The organism is Pseudomonas sp. RV120224-01b, from assembly GCF_003208145.1.
GTDB classification, from domain to species: Bacteria; Pseudomonadota; Gammaproteobacteria; order Pseudomonadales; family Pseudomonadaceae; genus Aquipseudomonas; species Aquipseudomonas monteilii.
On record NZ_QKMQ01000014.1, the window covers coordinates 79,379 to 98,621 of the forward strand.

17 protein-coding genes are annotated in these 19,243 nt (G+C 63.3%); 6 read left to right on the forward strand and 11 right to left on the reverse strand.

Annotation, left to right across the window (positions count from 1 at the left end; genetic code table 11):
- Positions 1 to 42: 42 nt before the first annotated feature.
- Together ycaC (N436_RS20335) and N436_RS20340 are read right to left on the reverse strand one after the other, a co-directional pair.
- Positions 43 to 669: an isochorismate family cysteine hydrolase YcaC gene (gene ycaC, locus N436_RS20335; protein WP_060498171.1), complete on the reverse strand. Its 627-nt coding sequence runs from the start codon at positions 667 to 669 to the stop codon at positions 43 to 45.
- Between the two features lie 72 nt (positions 670 to 741).
- Positions 742 to 1,104: an AraC family transcriptional regulator gene (locus N436_RS20340; RefSeq protein ID WP_105947190.1), complete on the reverse strand. Its 363-nt coding sequence runs from the start codon at positions 1,102 to 1,104 to the stop codon at positions 742 to 744.
- A gap of 137 nt (positions 1,105 to 1,241) precedes the next feature.
- Between N436_RS20340 and N436_RS20345 the strand changes: the two genes are divergently transcribed.
- Entirely contained in the window at positions 1,242 to 2,213 is a 972-nt protein-coding gene (locus tag N436_RS20345; RefSeq protein WP_110741812.1) for a GlxA family transcriptional regulator, read from the forward strand.
- A gap of 269 nt (positions 2,214 to 2,482) precedes the next feature.
- On the forward strand, positions 2,483 to 4,270 hold the full coding sequence (locus tag N436_RS20350; RefSeq protein WP_105947188.1) for a monovalent cation:proton antiporter-2 (CPA2) family protein: 1,788 nt from the start codon (positions 2,483 to 2,485) through the stop codon (positions 4,268 to 4,270).
- A gap of 4 nt (positions 4,271 to 4,274) precedes the next feature.
- On the opposite strand, the gene N436_RS20355 is transcribed toward N436_RS20350, so the two are convergent.
- The 3 genes from N436_RS20355 to ycaC (N436_RS20365) form a co-directional block, all read right to left on the reverse strand.
- Positions 4,275 to 4,559 (reverse strand): HigA family addiction module antitoxin, encoded by a 285-nt coding sequence (locus tag N436_RS20355; protein WP_105947187.1) that lies wholly within the window; start codon positions 4,557 to 4,559, stop codon positions 4,275 to 4,277.
- 12 nt (positions 4,560 to 4,571) lie between these two features.
- The gene (locus N436_RS20360; RefSeq protein ID WP_105947186.1) at positions 4,572 to 4,850 is read right to left on the reverse strand and encodes a type II toxin-antitoxin system RelE/ParE family toxin; all 279 of its coding nucleotides are present in this window, start codon (positions 4,848 to 4,850) and stop codon (positions 4,572 to 4,574) included.
- Between the two features lie 493 nt (positions 4,851 to 5,343).
- Positions 5,344 to 5,973: an isochorismate family cysteine hydrolase YcaC gene (gene ycaC / locus N436_RS20365; RefSeq protein WP_019096456.1), complete on the reverse strand. Its 630-nt coding sequence runs from the start codon at positions 5,971 to 5,973 to the stop codon at positions 5,344 to 5,346.
- Between the two features lie 135 nt (positions 5,974 to 6,108).
- Between ycaC (N436_RS20365) and N436_RS20370 the strand changes: the two genes are divergently transcribed.
- From N436_RS20370 to N436_RS20380, 3 genes are all read left to right on the forward strand, one after another.
- Entirely contained in the window at positions 6,109 to 7,020 is a 912-nt protein-coding gene (locus N436_RS20370; RefSeq protein WP_105947185.1) for a LysR substrate-binding domain-containing protein, read from the forward strand.
- 89 nt (positions 7,021 to 7,109) lie between these two features.
- Positions 7,110 to 8,372 (forward strand): OprD family porin, encoded by a 1,263-nt coding sequence (locus N436_RS20375; RefSeq protein WP_110741813.1) that lies wholly within the window; start codon positions 7,110 to 7,112, stop codon positions 8,370 to 8,372.
- Position 8,373: 1 nt separating this feature from the next.
- The gene (locus tag N436_RS20380) at positions 8,374 to 9,972 is read left to right on the forward strand and encodes an MFS transporter (RefSeq protein WP_110741814.1); all 1,599 of its coding nucleotides are present in this window, start codon (positions 8,374 to 8,376) and stop codon (positions 9,970 to 9,972) included.
- A gap of 164 nt (positions 9,973 to 10,136) precedes the next feature.
- Here N436_RS20380 and N436_RS20385 read toward each other — a convergent pair whose 3' ends face one another.
- The 4 genes from N436_RS20385 to ycaC (N436_RS20400) all read right to left on the reverse strand — a co-directional run bounded on the left by N436_RS20385 (position 10,137) and on the right by ycaC (N436_RS20400) (position 14,527).
- On the reverse strand, positions 10,137 to 11,978 hold the full coding sequence (locus N436_RS20385; RefSeq protein WP_177410287.1) for an amidohydrolase: 1,842 nt from the start codon (positions 11,976 to 11,978) through the stop codon (positions 10,137 to 10,139).
- Positions 11,979 to 12,355: 377 nt separating this feature from the next.
- Complete coding sequence (locus tag N436_RS20390; RefSeq protein WP_110741815.1) at positions 12,356 to 13,174, reverse strand: alpha/beta fold hydrolase; 819 nt, start codon at positions 13,172 to 13,174, stop codon at positions 12,356 to 12,358.
- Between the two features lie 39 nt (positions 13,175 to 13,213).
- Positions 13,214 to 13,780 (reverse strand): antibiotic biosynthesis monooxygenase, encoded by a 567-nt coding sequence (locus N436_RS20395; protein WP_105947180.1) that lies wholly within the window; start codon positions 13,778 to 13,780, stop codon positions 13,214 to 13,216.
- Positions 13,781 to 13,897: 117 nt separating this feature from the next.
- The gene (ycaC, locus tag N436_RS20400; protein WP_019096461.1) at positions 13,898 to 14,527 is read right to left on the reverse strand and encodes an isochorismate family cysteine hydrolase YcaC; all 630 of its coding nucleotides are present in this window, start codon (positions 14,525 to 14,527) and stop codon (positions 13,898 to 13,900) included.
- A gap of 202 nt (positions 14,528 to 14,729) precedes the next feature.
- Here ycaC (N436_RS20400) and N436_RS20405 point away from each other — a divergent pair, with 202 nt between their 5' ends.
- On the forward strand, positions 14,730 to 16,157 hold the full coding sequence (locus N436_RS20405) for a mechanosensitive ion channel family protein (protein WP_105947260.1): 1,428 nt from the start codon (positions 14,730 to 14,732) through the stop codon (positions 16,155 to 16,157).
- A gap of 46 nt (positions 16,158 to 16,203) precedes the next feature.
- On the opposite strand, the gene N436_RS20410 is transcribed toward N436_RS20405, so the two are convergent.
- Complete coding sequence (locus N436_RS20410) at positions 16,204 to 17,490, reverse strand: FAD-binding oxidoreductase (RefSeq protein WP_110741816.1); 1,287 nt, start codon at positions 17,488 to 17,490, stop codon at positions 16,204 to 16,206.
- A 167-nt stretch (positions 17,491 to 17,657) separates the two neighbouring features.
- The gene (locus N436_RS20415; RefSeq protein ID WP_016712672.1) at positions 17,658 to 19,148 is read right to left on the reverse strand and encodes an aldehyde dehydrogenase family protein; all 1,491 of its coding nucleotides are present in this window, start codon (positions 19,146 to 19,148) and stop codon (positions 17,658 to 17,660) included.
- Positions 19,149 to 19,243 lie beyond the last annotated feature (95 nt).

The following is a 19,243-nucleotide window of genomic DNA, read 5'->3' on the forward strand; positions in this document are numbered from 1 at the left end:
TCTTCGCGGGTAAACCCGCGAAGAGGCCGGTACAGGTTTACATCAACGCGAAGTCAACGCTGCATAGCTGTTCATCAGATTTCGGTAGTTAGGAATACGCTGCGACAGCAGGTTACCCAGCCCTTCGATATCGTTGCGCCAGTCACGGTGCAGCTCACACGCCACCGAGAACCAGTTCATCATCTGCGCGCCCGCCTGGGTCATGCGTACCCACGCTGCCTGCTGCACGGTCTCGTTGAAGGTCCCCGAAGCATCGGTCACCACAAACACTTCAAAACCTTCAGCCAGCGCCGACAGGGTCGGGAACGCCACGCATACATCGGTTACCACGCCGGCGATGATCAGCTGCTTGCGGCCAGTGGCCTTGATCGCCTTGACGAAGTCTTCGTTGTCCCAGGCGTTGATCTGGCCGGGGCGGGCAATGTACGGCGCATCCGGGAACATCTCTTTCAGCTCGGGCACCAGCGGGCCGTTCGGGCCTTGCTCGAAGCTGGTGGTGAGGATGGTCGGCAGGCCGAAGAACTTGGCCAGGTCACCCAGGGCCAGCACGTTGTTCTTGAACTCGTTGGGCGAGAAGTCCTGCACCAGCGAGATCAGGCCGGTCTGGTGGTCTACCAGCAGGACCACGGCGTCGTCTTTGTTCAAGCGCTTGTAATCGGGTTGGCTCATGGGGTGACTCCTTGGGTTGGGAATACGGGCCGGTACTGTCCGCAAGGGGCTATACCGGTGGATAGATACGGCTTAAGAAATGGCCTGCGCCTGCCGCCAGGCCTTGGGCGGCTGGCCAACCAGGCGGCTGAAGGCGCGGGTGAAATGGGCCTGGTCGCAAAAGCCGCATTCCAGGCTCACATGGGTTATCGGTGCTTCGGTGGCGAGCAGGCGCTTGGCCTTTTCCATGCGTGCCAGCAGGCGCCAGGCCTGGGGCGAAAGGCCGGTGTTGACCTTGAAGGCGCGGGAGAAGTGGCTGCGGGTGAGGTTGCACACGCTGGCGATCTCGATGATCGACAGCGAGCTGCGCAGCATCAGTTCCTTGGCCTGGCGTAACCGCGCGGGCGTCAGTGCGCCGGGGGTTTGCAGCGGCTCTTGGGGCGTGCCGGGGTGCATGGCGACTCTCCTGTTGAATGCAGAAAGTCTCGCCCCCGGCACATGACAAAGTCCTGAGCCAAACCTGAATTGTTCTTAATTGTGCGCAGCGGTATACCGTAAGATGCACGTTGTATTCAGCTATCGAGCGAAGAAGCATGCAGGTAAACGCTCACCGCACCGTGGCCATGGTGCTGTTCAACGATGTGCTCTTGCTGGATGTGACCGGGCCCATGGATGCGTTCGCCATCGCCAACCGTTTTTTGCCGGCAGAGCGGCAATACCGGCTGCTCACCCTGGCCGAAGGGCAAGCAGCGGTGCGCGGCTCCTGTGGGCTGAAAGTGGTGGCCGACCTGCGCCTGGAAGACTTGCCGGACGCCGTCGACCTGTTGCTGGTGCCCGGCGGCCCTGGCGCGTATGACATTGCCGTGCCAGCGCTGGAGCGCTGGTTGCCAGGGGCGGTGCGCAGCGCCAAGCGCTTTGGTGCCATTTGTACCGGAGTGTTCCTGCTGGGCCGGGCGGGGCTGCTGGACGGCTACCGCTGCACCACCCACTGGAATTACGTGGAGCGCCTGGCGCGGGCGTTTCCTCAGGCCAAGGTCGAGACCGAGCAGATTTACGTGATCGACCGCTGCCTGATTACGTCAGGCGGGATCACTGCGGGTATCGACCTGGCGCTGGCGGTGGTGGCCGAGGACCACGGCAAGGCGCTGGCCCTGGAAGTGGCCAAGGTGCTGCTGGTCGCCCGTCATCGCCAAGGCGGGCAGACCCCGTACGGGCCGTTGCTGGCGGCGGTGCCGCGTGATGATTCGCCGATTGCCCGGGTACAGGCGCACATCGTCGACCATATCGAGCAGACGTTTACCGTGCAGAAGATGGCCGACCTGGTGGCCATGAGCAGCCGCAACTTCGCCCGCACGTTCCAGCGCGAGGTGGGGGTGACGCCGTTGCAGTACCTGCAGAATGCGCGGATCGACCGGGCGCGCAAACTGCTCGAAGGCAGCGACCTGCCATTGAAGGTGGTGGCGGCGCAGTGCGGATTTGGCAGTGACCGGCATATGCGCAAGGTGTTCTGTGAGCGCATCGGGATGACGCCGGCGCAGTATCGGGCGCAGTTTGGTGGCGTATAAGCGCGGGCCCTGTGGGAGCGGCCTTGTGTCGCGAAAGGGCTGCAAAGCAGCCCCAGAAATTTCTGCCCCACCTCAAAATCCCGGGACTGCTGCGCAGCCCTTTCGCGACACAAGGCCGCTCCCACAATTGATCGCAGCTTGCAGCAACTGTCATTTTTTCCAGGACAATCTTTCTCCCTGAAAGCAGATTGTCTACCACTCCCTCATTCCCCAGAATTGTCGGCCAAACTGTTCAAACGCTGCCCCGGCAGCTCATGGAGTACGAGCCAATGCCACACGAAGGCAGCCTTCTGCAAACCGCGGTGATCTTCCTGCTCGCCGCAGTCCTCGCCGTCCCCCTGGCCAAGCGCCTGCAGCTAGGCGCCGTACTCGGCTACCTGCTCGCAGGCGTTATCATTGGCCCGCAGGCACTGGGCCTGATCCGCGACACCGAAAGCGTGGCGCATATTTCCGAACTGGGTGTGGTGCTGCTGCTGTTCATCATCGGCCTTGAACTGTCGCCCAAGCGCCTGTGGCTGATGCGCAAATCGGTGTTCGGCGTCGGCACAGCCCAAGTGCTGCTGACCGGCGCGCTGATCGGTGCCATCGCCCTGTTCGGCTTCAGCCAGACGCTGCCGGCGGCCATCGTGCTCGGCCTGGGCCTGGCGCTGTCGTCCACCGCCCTTGGCCTGCAGAGCCTGGCCGAGAGCAAGCAATTGAACGCCCCGCACGGCCGCCTGGCCTTCGCCATCCTGCTGTTCCAGGACATCGCCGCCATCCCGCTGATTGCCCTGGTTCCGTTGCTGGCCGCCAGTGGCCCGGACACCAGCCACGGCGACAGCCTGCAACACGGTCTGAAGGTATTCGCCAGCATCGCCGTGGTCATCATCGGCGGCCGCTACCTGCTGCGCCCGGTGTTCCGCACCGTGGCCCGCACCGGCCTGCCCGAAGTGTCCACCGCCACCGCGCTGCTGGTGGTGATCGGCACTGCCTGGCTGATGGAGGAAGCCGGTGTTTCGATGGCTTTGGGTGCGTTCCTCGCCGGCTTGCTGCTGGCCGACTCGGAATACCGCCACGAGCTGGAATCGCAGATCGAACCGTTCAAGGGCCTGCTGCTGGGGCTGTTCTTCATCAGCGTCGGCATGGGCGCCAACCTGCGTCTGTTGCTGGAAATGCCGCTGGTGCTGCTGGGTTTGACCCTGCTGCTGGTGGCGGTGAAGCTGGTGCTGCTGATTGGCGTCGGCCGCCTGGCCGGTGGCCTGAACAGCGCCAGCGCCCTGCGTTTGGGCATGGTGCTGGCTGCCGGCGGCGAGTTTGCCTTCGTGGTGTTCAAGCTGGGCAAGGACCAGGGGCTGTTCGACACCCAGACTTACGACCTGTTGTTGATGACCATCACCCTGTCGATGGCCATCACCCCGCTGCTGATGCTGGGCTGCGCACGCGCCCTCAAACGCCCGCAGCCTGTGCGAGAAGTGCCTGAGCAGTACAAGCAGATCCAGACTGATACGCCACGGGTGGTGATCGTCGGCATGGGCCGCATGGGCCAGATCGTTGCGCGCATCCTGCGGGCGCAGAAAGTTCCGTTCATTGCCCTGGAAACCTCGGTGGACACCATCGAGATGACCCGCATGTTCGAACAGGTGCCGGTGTTCTACGGCGACCCGCTGCGCTCCGAAGTGCTGCATGCGGCCAAGGTGGGTGAGGCGGAGTACTTCATCATCACCATCGATGACCCGGAAGCTGCCATTCATACGGCTGAACGCGTGAAGCGCCTGTACCCGCACCTGAAAGTGCTGGCCCGGGCACGTAACCGCCAGCATGTGCACAAGTTGGTGGATGTGGGTGCAGAGCCGATTCGCGAGACGTTCTACTCCAGCCTGGAGATGACCCGCCGGGCATTGGTAGGGTTGGGCTTGAGCGATGAACAGGCGGCGGACCGGATTGCGCGGTTTACCCAGCATGACGAGGAAGTGCTGGTGGCCCAGGGGCAGGTGCGCGATGACCGGGCCAAGGTGATGCAGACGGCCAAGGAGGCGCGGGTGGAGTTGGAGCGGTTGTTTGATTCGGATGCGGATTGAATAGTCAGACGAAAACCAATCGCTCTATCTGAGGATGCTCACGGTGGGCGGCTTGCCAAAGATCGTAAGCTGCCTGTTCGGCAAGGTACTGCCGGGCAGGACCGAGGCCAGCCAGCTCAAGTCGATAAGCAAGATCGGCTGAAATGGCGGCGCGCCCGTTGAGCACAGTGGATAACTGCCCACGTGAATAGCCAAGGTGGCGAGCTAATTCAGAGACGTTCATGCCAATTGCGGGCAACACATCTTCTCGCAAAGACTCCCCAGGGTGGGGAGGATCGAACATAGGCATGACTGAAGCCCCCTAGTGGTAATCCAGATAGTCAACAAGCTCCACATCGGTACCAACGAAGCGAAATACCAAGCGCCAGTTACCCGAGACATTCACTGCCCAAAAGCTATCCAGCTTTCCATGCAGAGGATGAAGGCGGTAGCCGGGACGGTTCATGTCTGCTGCCGTTTGCGCGACCTCAAGGGAAGCAAGTAAACGCCGCAAGCGATTTACATGGTCTGCACGCACTCCAGACGAGTCTCGCTGCTGATGGAGAAGCCTCAGGCCTTTGTGCCTGAAACTTCTGATCATTGGTGATTGAGTGTAAGGTCATGCCTTACACTTTTCAAGCTAGCATTGGCGTGGCACATTGAGACACTCCTGAAGAATTTCCGGGTGCTCAGTTTGCGCTTGGCCTGCCTATTTGGCGCAGTTATGCCGTCCGCACGTTCATGTAGGAGACTTCCCAAAAAGGGTTACAGCCCATGGCTTCCACGGAGGCCGTGCTGATACGGATGTCTGTACCAGCCACAGAAAAGAGCCACTGTTTCCAGTGGCCCTATCAGATGCTTGATATTCACACGCACACCTCAAGCCAGGGTGTGGAGGTCTCACCCTACACTGATGATTCAGCCATCGATGGGGTTCCTGATCCAGTTACTGTCGCTGAATGACAACTGGCTTCGCGCTCGGGTGAAACGCTAACAACACGGCCAATACAGGTCAATGGCTGGAACAAACAGCAACAAAAAAGGCCGGCTCCCTACAGAGGGAGCCGGCCTGTGTGCGCACTGCTACTGATTAATTACTTACCCGCAGTCAGCGCGTTGTAGCTGGTCATCAGGTTGCGATAATCCGGAATGTGGTTGGAGCACAGCGCCGCCAGCCCTTCGATATCGTTACGCCAGTCGCGGTGCAGCTCACAGGCCACGCCAAACCAGGTCATCAGCTGGGCACCCGCCCGGCTCATGCGGTCATGGGCAGCATCGCGGGTCATTTCGTTGAAGGTGCCGGACGCATCGGTCACCACAAACACATCGAACTCTTCTTCCAGGGCAGCCAGCGCCGGGAAGGCTACACAAACCTCAGTTACCACACCGGCAATGATCAGCTGCTTCTTGCCAGTGGCCTTCACCGCCTTCACAAAGTCTTCGTTATCCCAGGCATTGATCTGGCCAGGGCGGGCAATGTACGGCGCATCCGGGAACAGTGCTTTCAGCTCTGGCACCAGCGGGCCGTTGGGGCCTTGCTCGAAGCTGGTGGTGAGGATGGTCGGCAGGTTGAAGAACTTGGCCAGGTCAGCCAGGGCCAGCACGTTGTTCTTGAACTTGTCCGGCTCGATGTCGCGCACCAGCGACAGCAGGCCCGCCTGGTGGTCTACCAGCAGTACGGCAGCGTCGTCTTTGTTCAGGCGGTTGTAGGTGAATTTGCTCATGGTCTGTGCTCCTAAGGTTTATGAATTTTTCAGCTATTCGGGGTGTTTCGCGTTGATGGGCACAGATTAAAATCATCACCTTTGCTGCACTAGACTGCGAAAATCGCCCTTAGCGTTCCGTTTGGAGAACGATCATTGGAAGACCTCAACTCCCTCTACTACTTCACCCAGGTAGTCGAGCACGGTGGTTTCGCCCCGGCAGGCCGAGCGCTGGACATGCCCAAGTCAAAGCTCAGCCGGCGCATCGCCGACCTTGAGGACCGCCTGGGCGTGCGCCTGCTGCACCGCACCAGCCGCCACTGCTCGCTCACCGAAATCGGCCAGGCCTATTACAACCGCTGCCTGGCCATGCGCGTGGAGGCCGAGGGCGCGGCGGAGATCATCGAGCGCAACCGCAGCGAGCCGCGCGGGCTGGTGCGTATCAGCTGCCCCACCACCCTGCTCAACTCCTGGGTCGGGCCGATGCTGACCCGCTACATGCTCAAGTACCCGCAGGTGGAGCTGTTCATCGAAAGTACCAACCGCCGCGTCGACCTGCTGCACGAGGGCTTCGACATTGCCCTGCGGGTGCGCTTTCCACCGCTGGAGAACACCGACATGGTGATGAAGGTGCTGAGCAACAGTACCCAGTGCCTGGTGGGCCAGCCGCAGTACCTGGAGCAATTGCCCAAGGGCTTCGATCCGCAGCTGCTCGGCACGCTGCCGAGCCTGCATTGGGGCAGCGCACAACGTGAGTACCAGTGGGAGCTGTTCCAGGGTGAGGACAGCAGCCGCAGCATTGTCATCCCGCATACGCCGCGCATGGTCACTGACGACCTGTTTGCCTTGCGCCATTTCGTGGTGGCAGGGGTGGGGATTGCGCATTTGCCGCGAGTGGCGGTGCGCGAAGACCTGGCTGCGGGGCGGTTGGTGGAGTTGATACCCGACTGGCATCCGCGTTGCGGCATCGTGCATGCCATTTTTCCATCGAGGCGGGGGTTGCTCCCGTCGGTGCGGGCGCTGATCGATCATCTGGCTGAAGAATTCGCCATTAGCGATATGGCTTGAGTACAGGCTAAAACAGATCCCAGCACACCCTTACAAGACCCCCGGCCTATCCTTGCTCCACAGTCCCGGATCATCCCCCGGAGCTCCCCATGATCCGCGCCACACACGGACCAGGCCGCGCCCTGCTCGCCACGCTCGCCCTCTGCCCCGCACTCAGCCAGGCCGACGAACCCGGCTGGTCGTTGCTCAGCCGCAACTACTTCCTGCACAGCGACTTCCGCTCGCCCTCCGCCAGCGGCCAGAACTACCGCCAGGAATGGGCCCAAGGCTTCATCGGCGAGGTCCGCTCGGGCTTCACTGAAGGCACGGTTGGCGTGGGCATCGACGCCCACGGTTTTCTTGGCCTGAAGCTCGACGGCGGCCGCGGGCATGCCGGTACCGGTCTGCTGCCACGCGACAGCGATGGCCGCGCCGAATCCGACTACTCCAGCGCCGGCGCCGCACTCAAGCTGCGCCTGGGCAACACCCAGTTGCGCTACGGCGAAATGAACGTGGAAACACCGGTGTTCGACACCGGCGACAAGCGCCTGCACCCGGAGTACGCCACCGGCTGGTTCGTGGAGAACACCGACCTGCCCGACTGGCGTCTGCAAGCCGGGCGTTTCACCGCCTTCAACAACCAGGACAACAGCTCCACCCACGACGACTTCAGCGGCTACGGCGCCACCACGCACAACCGGGCCATCAGCCTGGCCGGTGCCGCCTTCGCACCCGACGGGCCGTTCGGCGCGGCATTGTATGCCGGGCAGCTGGAGGACACCTGGCGCCAGGCCTACCTCAACCTGAACCTGGCCGAAGGCAACTGGCGCATTGACGGCAACCTCTACAAGACCCGCGACACGGGCAGTGCCAGCGCCGGGGCAATCGACACCCTCGCCTACAGCCTGCTGGCCAAATACAGCTTCGGCGCCCAGGCGCTGAGCCTGGCCTACCAGAAGGTCGAGGGCGACACCCCGTTCGACTTCGTCGGCGGCGACTCCATCTACCTGGCCAACTCGATCAAGTACGCCGACTTCAACGGCCCCGGCGAGCGTTCGTGGCAACTGCGCTACGACCTCAACTTCGCCACCCTCGGCGTCCCCGGCCTGAGCCTGATGGGCCGCTACGTCAGCGGCCGTGGCATCGACGGCAGCCATGCACCAGCCAGCGGCGCCTATGTTGGCCAGTACGGCGACGGCGGCAAGCACTGGGAGCGCGACATCGACCTGAAATACGTGGTGCAGTCGGGCGCCGCCAAGGACCTGAGCCTGTCGTTCTCCCATGTAAGCCACCGCGCCAATCAGGCCCAGGCCGGCGATGACATCGACCGTATCTACCTGATCATCGAATACCCACTCAAAGGCAGCTTCTGACATGAGCACATCCCCTTCAGGCGCCTGGAGCCCGTTGCGCAACACCACCTTCCGCATGCTGTGGATCGCCACCATCGCCTCCAATATCGGCACCTGGATGCACGAGGTGGGCGCCGGCTGGTTGATGACCACGCTGTCGGCCAGCCCGCTGCACGTGGCGCTGATCCAGGTGGCGGGCTCGCTGCCGATGTTCTTCCTGGCCCTGCCAGCGGGCGCGGCGGCGGATATCGTCGACAAGCGCCGCTACCTGTTGCTGGTGCAGCTGTGGATGTCTGCCGTGGCCGTGGTGCTGGCAACCCTTACCCTGCTCGGGCTGATGAACGTGACCTTGCTGCTGGTGCTGACCCTGGCACTGGGCATCGGCACGGCACTGATGATGCCGGCGTGGAGTGCACTGACGCCGGAACTGGTGGGCAAGGAAGACCTGGCCAACGCGGTGGCCATCTCCAGTGTGGGCATCAATGTGTCCCGCGCCATTGGCCCGGCCCTGGCCGGCGTGGTGGTGAGCATGGTCGGCCCATGGCTGACCTTTGCCTTCAACGCCATTTCGTTTGCCGGGGTGATCCTGGTGTTGTTCCTGTGGAAACGCGAGGTGAAGGAGCCGCTGCTGCCAGCCGAGCGCTTCGTGGGCGCCATGCGCACCGGCCTGCGCTTCGCGCGCAGTGCCAAACCCTTGCAGGCCGTGCTGTTGCGGGCTGTAGCGTTCTTCTTCTGCGCCAGCGCCGGCACCTCGCTGCTGCCGCTGATCGTGCGCGGCGAAATGCACGGCACTGCTGCCGACTTCGGCTTGCTGCTGGCGGCCATCGGCATTGGCGCGGTGGCCGGCGCCACCCTGCTGCCACGCCTGCGCGAACACATCAGCCGCGACCGCCTGGTGCTGTTCGCCAGCCTGCTGTATGCGCTGTTCCTGCTGGCGCTGGCGCTGGTGCGCAACTTCTATGTGCTGCTGCCGGCGATGCTGCTTAGCGGGGCGGCGTGGATCGCGGTGCTGTCCAACCTGCAGGTGGCGGCGCAAACCTCGGTGCCGGCCTGGGTGCGGGCGCGGGCGTTGTCGGTGTACATCCTGATCTTCTTTGGTGCCATGGCGTGTGGCGGATTGCTGTGGGGCACGCTGGCCAGCCATGCGTCGATCACCTTGAGCCTGCTGCTGGCCGCGGGTGGTCTGGCGCTGGGCACGCTTCTGACCTGTAAGGTGACCTTGCCGGAAACAGAGGCCGAAGAGCTGACGCCATCGCTGCATTGGCCCGTGCCGGTGCTGAGCGATGACCAAGACAAGGAAAGCGGGCCGGTGATGGTTACCGTGGAGTACCACATCGCCCCGGCCAAGGCCGAGGCTTTCCAGCTGGCGGCGCGGGAGCTGGAAGCCATGCGCAAGCGCAATGGGGCACTGTCCTGGGGATTGATGCGCGACAGTGCAGACCCGGCGCTTTGGCTGGAGTTTTTCTTCGAAGAGTCGTGGCTGGAGCATTTGCGGCATCACCATCGGGTGACCCGGGGTGAGCTGAAGATCGAGGCGCGGGTGCGGATGCTGCAGACGGATGGGGTTGAAGTGAAGATTCGGCATCTGCTGGCGGGGGCTGAGCACAAGGCTCACCATTGATGCTAGCCTCCCTGGCCCTATCGCCGGCAAGCCAGCTCCCACAGGACCTCCACAGGCCTTGAGGGTTGTGCAGTCCTGTGGGAGCTGGCTTGCCGGCGATAGGGCCAGAACAGGCAACATAAAAAAGGGGCCACAAACTGGCCCCTTCTTCACATCAGCTCAGCTTAGAAAGCAAAGCACGAGCAACCCAGCGCCCCCCAGAAGCCCTGGAAGTCATTGACCGGCACACTCGATTTACGCGCTTTGTCATGACTGTGCGCATGTACCCCGCACGGCCCCGAGCACTGATGCACGGCTGCCGCCAGCGACGGCGTACCCACGCGCCAGTGCCCTGGCACCTTGGCTACTGGCGACCACTCTGGCAGCACTGGCACCTGCGGTGGGCCAAGGCGATCAAATTCGCCGGCAGCGTACACCACCTTGCCATCGACAATGGTCAGTACCGACTCGATGCCCTTGATCGCCTCTTCATCAACGCTGAAGAAGTCCAGCGACAACGCCGCCAGGTCAGCCAGCTGGCCCACTTTGATCTGGCCTTTCTTGCCCTGCTCGCTGGAGAACCAGGCGCTGCCCTGGGTGAACAGTTGCAGCGCGGTGTCGCGGCTCAGGCCTTCCGGGTAAAGCTCCATGCCGCCAACAGTCTTGCCGCTGACCAGCCAGTACAGCGATGTCCATGGGTTGTAGCTGGACACGCGGGTGGCGTCGGTACCGGCACCTACCGGCACGCCCATGTCGAGCATGCGTTTGATCGGCGGGGTCTGTTCTGCCGCCTTGGCGCCGTAACGGTCGACGAAGTATTCACCCTGGAAGGCCATGCGGTCCTGAATGGCGATACCACCGCCCAGGGCACGCACGCGCTCGATGTTCTGTGGGGTGATGGTTTCGGCGTGGTCGAAGAACCACGGCAGGCCGTTGAACGGGATGTCGCGGTTGACCTTCTCGAACACGTCGAGCATGCGCGTGATCGATTCGTTGTAGGTGGCGTGCAGGCGGAACGGCCAGCGCTGCTCCACCAGGTGGCGCACCACCGGTTCCAGTTCTTCTTCCATGGTTTGCGGCAGGTCCGGGCGCGGTTCGAGGAAGTCCTCGAAGTCGGCGGCGGAGAACACCAGCATTTCGCCGGCGCCGTTATGGCGCAGGAAATCGGTACCGCTGTGCAGCTTGACGCTGGAGGTCCACTTCTTGAAGTCGTCCAGCTCTTCTTTGGGCTTCTGGGTGAACAGGTTGTAGGCGATGCGCACGGTCAGCTGGTTGTTGTCGGCCAGCTCCTGGATCACCGAGTAGTCGTCGGGGAAATTCTGGTAGCCGCCGCCAGCGTCGATGGCGCTGGTCAGGCCCAGGCGGTTGAGTTCACGCATGAACTGGCGGGTGGAGTTGACCTGGTATTCCAGCGGCAGCTTCGGCCCTTTGGCCAGGGTGGCGTAGAGGATCATCGCGTTGGGGCGGGCGATGAGCATGCCGGTCGGGTTGCCGAACTTGTCACGCTGGATCTCGCCACCCGGCGGGTTCGGGGTGCTCTTGTCGTAGCCGACTGCCTTGAGCGCTGCGCGGTTGAGCAAGGCGCGGTCGTAGAGGTGCAGCAGGAACACCGGGGTATCGGGTGCTGCCTGGTTGATTTCTTCCAGGGTGGGCATGCGTTTTTCGGCGAACTGGAATTCGTTCCAGCCACCCACCACACGCACCCACTGCGGGGTTGGCGTGCGCGCAGCCTGGTCCTTGAGCATGCGCAGGGCATCAGCCACCGACGGCACGCCTTCCCAGCGCAGTTCCAGGTTGTAGTTCAGGCCACCACGGATCAGGTGCAGGTGCGAGTCGTTCAGGCCGGGGATGACCGTGCGCTGCTTGAGGTCGACAATTTGCGTGGTGGCGCCCTTGTGGGCCATGGCCTCGGCGTCGTTACCCACGGCGATGAAGCGGCCATCCTTGATGGCGACGGCGGTCGCAGTAGGCTTTTCGCGGTCAACGGTGTGCAGTTTGCCGTTGAACAGAATCAGGTCGGCGGTCATGGAACCTCCTTGGGTGGATGCGTGAGCGGAACCGGCTTGGCCGGTGAAAGGCAATGCGGACCAGAGCGCGCCGGCGGCACCGAGCACGGTGCTGGTGGCGAGGAACTGGCGACGGGTCTTGTCGTTGCGGTCCTGGGACATGGTGTTCTCCGTCTCTGGGTTCGGCAGCGGCAGGCGCAACTGCGGAGCATGCCGGTTGACGCTGGGTCAGGGCTTGGATGGATGTGCGGTGAGCTGTAGAAGGTTAGCCCTGATCAACATCTGTGCTGCCAGGGCTGGCCTCTTCGCGGGCTCGCCCGCTCCCACAGGCACTGCACAGCATCTGAGGCCTGTGATTTCCCTGTGGGAGCGGGCAAGCCCGCGAATGCCTCCCACAGTTAGCGCTGGAGGAACGCCAGCAAATCCTCATTCAGCTGCTGTGCATGGGTCACCGCAAACCCGTGCGGCGCACCGGCATACACCTTCAGCTCAGCCCCGCGAATCAGCTCTGCCGCCTGCTTGCCGGTGGTTTCGAACGGCACGATCTGGTCGTCGTCACCATGAATCACCAGCGTCGGCACATCGACCTTGGCCATGTCCGGGCGGAAGTCGGTTTCGGAGAACGCCGTCACGCAATCCAGGGTGCCCTTGATCGAGGCCATCAGCGCGATGTTCAGGGTTTGCGTTTGCACGCCCTGGGACACCTGCTGACCATGGTTCAGGCCATAGAACGGCGTGGCAAAGTCGGCGATGAACTGGGCACGGTCGGCACGCAGGCCGGCACGGATACCCTCGAACACCGACAGGTCGACACCCTCAGGGTTGTCGTCGCGCTTGCCGAATACTGGCGTCACAGCCCCCAGCAACACCAGCCCGGCCAACCGCTCGCTGCCGTGGCGGGCGATGTAGCGGCTGACATCACCGCCACCCATCGAGAAGCCCACCAGGGTGACGTCGCGCAGGTCGAGGTGTTCGATCAGCTGGGCAATGTCATCGGCAAAGGTGTCGTAGTCGTAACCGTTCCACGGCTGGCTCGAACGGCCGAAGCCACGGCGGTCGAAGGCGATGGCGCGGTAGCCGCGACTGGCCAGGAACTCCATCTGCGAATCCCACATGTCGGCATCCAGCGGCCAGCCGTGGCTGAACAGCACGGGCTTGCCGCTGCCCCAGTCCTTGAAATAGATCGAAGTGCCATCGCGGGTAACGAAGGTGCTCATAACGGTATCTCCTTGAAAGTGTCGAGGTGAAGGCGTGGCTCAGCCGCGCAGCCAGTTGGCGCAGCGGCGGGTTACCCAAGGCATGATGTAGAACACCACGGGCAGGATGACGAACAGGTTGACGATGAGGTTGCCGGTAATCGGGCCGCCCAGCTGCGGGAAGCGTGCGAACAGCGGCGCCAGCAGTTGCGGAATGACCATGGTCATCGGGCAGATCACCAGGTAGGTCAGCAGCGCCTGCTTCCAGCGCGGCGGTTGCGCCGCCGTAGTGCTCGGCGGGGTGAACCAGAACTCTGGATCGTCGTGCACCTGGGTGTGGTCACCACCTTCGAGCAGTGGCAGTACTTCATTGACCAACGCCTGGCGCTCACCCGAATTGACCCAGGCCTGCAGCAGGCTGGCATCGGCAAAGCGCACCACGGTAGTGAAGTGCAACCCACCGTCATCGGGACGGATGACGTTGACGTCCAGGTGCCCCGGCTGGCGGCGCGCGGTGCTGACCGTGCGCTTGAGCCACGCTTCGTAATCTGCCAGTGAGGCGGCGCGGACCTTGTGCTGGATAACCAGGGTCACCACGTTGCGGTTGTCTTGGAGTGCGGTGTTCATCGGCGTTCCTTGGGATGAGCTTGCCCGCATCCACTGTGCAACGGTGAACGGGCGGAGGATTGGATGGGTGTGCTGCCCTTGGCGGGCACCGACTGGCGGTGCCCGGGGCGGTTTGGCTTACTTGCCGGCGTTGAAGGCGTTGTAGCTGGTCATCAGGTTGCGGTAGTCCGGGATGTGGTTGGAGCACAGCGCGGCCAGGCCTTCGATGTCGTTGCGCCAGTCGCGGTGCAGCTCACAGGCCACGCCGAACCAGGTCATCAGCTGGGCACCGGCCTGGCTCATGCGGTCGTGGGCGGCGTCACGGGTCATGGCGTTGAAGGTGCCGGAGGCATCGGTAACCACGAACACGTCGAACTCTTCTTCCAGGGCCGACAGGGCCGGGAAGGCTACGCACACTTCAGTCACCACGCCGGCGATGATCAGTTGCTTCTTGCCGGTGGCCTTCACGGCCTTGACGAAGTCTTCGTTGTCCCAGGCGTTGATCTGGCCTGGGCGGGCGATGTACGGGGCGTCCGGGAACAGGGCTTTCAGCTCGGGAACCAGCGGGCCGTTGGGGCCTTGTTCGAAGCTGGTGGTGAGGATGGTCGGCAGGTTGAAGAACTTGGCCAGGTCGGCCAGGGCCAGCACGTTGTTCTTGAACGCGTCCGGCTCGATGTCGCGGACCAGGGACAGCAGGCCAGCCTGGTGGTCGACCAGCAGGACAGCGGCGTCGTCTTTGTTCAGGCGGTTGTATTTGAAGTTGGTCATGGTCGTTGCTCCTAAGGGTTTTGATGTTCAGTAAGTGGGGTGTTTCGCGTTGATGGGAGAAGATTAAAACCATCACCTTTGGAGCGGTAGATAGCTGATTTTGGCTTTAGCGTTCTATTTAAGGAACGACAAATTGGCAGTGGATTTGCTGGGCTACCTGCTCTATTACTACCCACAGCCCTTCCCCCACCCTGAGACCACCATGCTGGCGTTCATCCAGTCGTCCCCGTTGTTGCTCGGTACTGCCCTGCTCCTGCTGGATCTCGTGCTCTGGCAACTCATCCCCATCCAGCGCCGCGCCTGGCGCATCGGCACGCGCTTGGTGATATTCCTGCTGTTCAGCTCGGTGCTGGTGGCCGCCGGCATGAGCCCGCTGCAACCACCACCCTGGCCCGACGATGTCTCGCGCAACCTCATGGCCACGGTATTGGCCATTGGCTGGTGGCTGTTTGGCGCACGCACGGTCACGGTGGTGTTCGGCCTGCTGCTGGTCGCCCGTGGCAGCCATGGCGGGCGGTTGTTGCAGGATGTGCTGGGGGCGTTGATCTTTCTGGCCGCGGTGGTGGCTGCCGCAGGCTATGTGATGCAACTGCCGGTGAAAGGCCTGTTGGCCACCTCCGGCGTGATGGCCATCGTCATCGGCCTGGCGCTGCAGAGCACCCTGGCCGACGTATTCAGCGGCATCGTGCTGAACACCACGCGGCCCTACCAGATTGGCGACTCGATCTCTATCGACGGCACCGAAGGCAAGGTGCTGGACATCGACTGGCGCGCCACGCGCCTGCTGACCGGCACCGGCAGCCTGGCGGTGATCCCCAACTCGGTGGCGGCCAAGGCCCGGCTGCTCAATCACAGCCGCCCGGCCGATGTGCATGGGGTATCGATCAGCGTGGTGGTGCCGGCCAAGGTGCGGCCCAAGCGGGTGTTCGATGCACTGGAAAAGGCCCTGCAGGGCGTCAGTGCCATTCTTGATACCCCAAAGCCGAAGGTGACGGTGAAGGCCTCGACACTGGAATCCGTGGAGTACGAGGCCAGCGGTTTCGTAGCCGACGCAGGCGCCAAGGGCGACGCACGCAACCAGCTGTTCGACCTTGCGCACCGCCACCTAGAGGCCAGCGGCGTGATGTGGAACGTGGACCTGGCCCTGCCGCCGCGCAGCCGCCAGCGCGAGGTACTGGACGAGGTGAGGGTGTTCCGCTCGCTAAGCGATGAAGAGCGTGATGCGCTGAGCCAGCGCATGACGGCGGTGGAGTACCTGGCGGATCAGGTGATCCTGGGCGTTGGCGAGCATTCCGATCACCTGTTGGTGATTGGCAGCGGGGTCATCTCGGCATCGGTGCGCGATGGCGACAAGTTGGTCGAAGCCGGGCGCATGGGGCCGGGTGAGGTGCTGGGGATCGAGGGCATCATCGATGAAGAGGATTCGCTGGCCGAGTTCCGCACGCTGACCAGCTGCGTGCTGTACCGGATCGACAAGGAACAGGTGAAGAGCTGCTTGCAGCAGCGTGGCGAGGTGCAGACGGCATTGAGCAAGTTGCAGCGATTCCGGCGCCAGAGCCGGGAGTCGTTGTTGCTGCAGAAGCCGGCGTTGATCAAGAAAGGTGGCTTCCTCAGCTGGTTGCACAAGTAAGCCTGTGCCGGCCTCTTCGCGGGCTCGCCCGCGAAGAGGCCTGAACTTACAACACAACTCTCAAGCATTGCCCCGCGTGGTACAGCGAGAACCCGGACTCATAGAACGCGGTGCGCAGCGCAGGCGCACTCACGCCGGTCATCGGCGAGAACGGAATCGGCAGGCTATCCGCCTCCCCCTTCAGCAGGAACTCGGCAAACGCCCGGCCAATCACGGTGCCGGTGGTGTTACCACGCCCGTTGTACCCGGTCACCGCCACCAGCCCCGGCGCCGGCTCAAACAGGCGCATCAGGTGATCGGGGGTGAAGTCGATGCAGCCCGTCCAGTGCATTTCCCACTCGACCTTGCCCAGCTCCGGGTAGTAGTGGCTCTGGATCCGGTCTGCCCAACTGCGGACGAACCACGACGGCTTGTTGTCGACCCGGCCCAGGCTGCCGAGCAGCAGACGGCCCTGGTCGTCGCGGCGGATGCTGCTGAGCACAGTGCGGGTGTCCCACGAGCCTTGACCATGCGGCAGCACCTTGTCGGCTGCTGCGCCCTGCAACGGCTTGGACGCCACCTGGTAGTAGTACCCACGGAAGAACTGCTTCTGCAGGTTGCTCCAGTCGCCTTCGGTGTAGGCACCGGTGGAAATCACCACCTTGTCGGCGCGCACCGAGCCACGTGCGGTCTTCACCCGCCAGGCATCGCCGTCACGCTCCAGGCCTTCGACCGAAGACTGCTGGAACAGCTTGCCGCCCAGACGCGCCACGGCAGCCGCCAGGCCCTGGGTGTAACCCATGGGGTTGATGGTGCCGGCGCGACGGTCGAGCAGCGCGGCGGAAATTTTGTCGGTGCCGCAGTATTCCTGGCACTGGGCGCCGGTCAGCAGCTCAACGTCGGCACCACGGCGGCGCCATTGTTCGTGGCGGGCCTCAAGGTCGGCGATGCCGGTGGCGTTGTGCGCCATGTGCAGCGTGCCTTTGTGCTGGGCCTGGCAGTCGATGCCCAGGCGCTCGATCATGGCGAACACTTCGCCTGGGGCTTCGCCCAGCACCTTGTTCAGGCGGCTGCCCTGCTTCTGGCCGAGGGTGGCCTCGACGTCGTCAGGGCGGATCCAGGTGCCGGCGTTGACCAGGCCCACGTTGCGCCCGGAGCCGCCGTGGCCGATCTTCCAGGCCTCCAGCAGGATCACCGACTTGCCCTGTTCGAGCAGGTGGATGGCCGCCGACAGGCCGGTAATGCCGCCACCGATCACGCAAACATCGGCCTTGTGCTCACCGGCCAGGGCCTGGGCGGCTACGGTCGGTTTGCTGACGAATTCCCACAAGCATTCTTGACGCAGTTCGGACATGGCCCGGCTCCAGCAATTTGTTCTTGTTTGGGGCCGCGTTAGGGCCCATTCGCGGGCAAGCCCGCTCCCACAGGAGGTGCACAGGTTTCGAAATCTGTGGGGTACCTGTGGGAGCGGGCTTGCCCGCGAACCGGGGGCTGAGCCCCCGGCCATGCAGCATCAACCCATCAGTCGAACACAATACCCTGCGCCAGCGGCAGCTCGCGCGAGTAGTTCACGGTGTTGGTCTGACGACGCATGTAGCCTTTCCAGGCATCCGAACCCGACTCACGACCACCGCCGGTTTCCTTCTCGCCACCAAACGCACCGCCGATCTCGGCGCCGCTGGTGCCGATGTTGACGTTGGCGATGCCGCAATCGCTGCCCGAAGCACTCTGGAAGCGCTCGGCTTCACGAATGTCGGTGGTGAAGATGCACGACGACAGGCCTTGTGGCACTTCGTTGTTCAGGCGCAGGGCCTCTTCGAAGTCGTCGTAGGCCAGCACGTACAGGATCGGTGCGAAGGTTTCGTGGCGCACCACGTCGCTCTGCGCCGGCATTTCGGCAATGGCAGGCGACACGTAGTAGGCGTTCGGGTACTGGTCGGCCAGCTGACGCTCGCCGCCAAACACCTGGCCGCCTTCGTCGCGGGCCTTGGCCAGCGCGCCCTGCATGGCATCAAACGACAGCTTGTCGATCAGCGGGCCGACCAGGTTGTCCTTGCGTGGGTCGCCGATGCGCACTTTGCCGTAAGCGGCTTTGACACGGGCAACCACTTCGTCCTTGATCGAGCGGTGCACGATCAGGCGGCGCAGGGTGGTGCAACGCTGGCCGGCGGTGCCGACAGCCGAGAACAGGATGCCGCGCACGGCCAGGTCCAGGTCGGCGCTCGGGGCCAGGATCATGGCGTTGTTGCCGCCCAGTTCGAGGATGCTGCGGCCGAAACGGGCAGCAACACGTGGGCCCACTTCACGGCCCATGCGGGTGCTGCCGGTGGCGCTGACCAGCGGCACGCGCGGGTCGTCGACCATGGCTTCGCCGGCTTCACGGCCGCCGATGACCAGTTGGGCCAGGCCAGCCGGAGCATCGCCGAAGGCTTTCAGGGCTTTTTCGAACAGTGCCTGGCAAGCCAGGGCGGTGAGCGGGGTTTTCTCAGAAGGCTTCCACACCACCGAGTTACCGGCCACCAGGGCCAGGGCGGTGTTCCAGGCCCAGACGGCAACCGGGAAGTTGAAGGCGCTGATCACGCCGACCACGCCCAGCGGGTGCCAGGTTTCACGCATGTGGTGGCCTGGGCGCTCGGAGGCGATGGTCAGGCCGTACAGCTGGCGCGACAGGCCAACGGCGAAGTCGCAGATGTCGATCATTTCCTGCACTTCGCCCAGGCCTTCCTGGGTGATCTTGCCGGCTTCGATCGATACCAGCTCGCCCAGGTCGGCCTTGTGCTCACGCAGCACTTCGCCGAACAGGCGCACCAGTTCGCCACGGCGCGGGGCCGGCACGGTGCGCCAGGCTTCGAAGGCGCTTTGGGCCTGGTCGATGCGGGCGATGGTCTCGGCCTTGCCGAGCAGTTTCACCGAGGCGATCTGGCTGCCGTCGATCGGCGTGTGAACAGGGTAGTCGCCCTGGGTGTAAGCCTCGGCGGCAACGCCAAGGCGCTCGAGCAATCCAGCAACCATTTGTGCTTCTCCTACATCGGGTGATGGGGTGGAAAAATGATGTGGATCAGTATTAATCCGATCACATAGGTACAACAAACGACCTTTATTCCGCA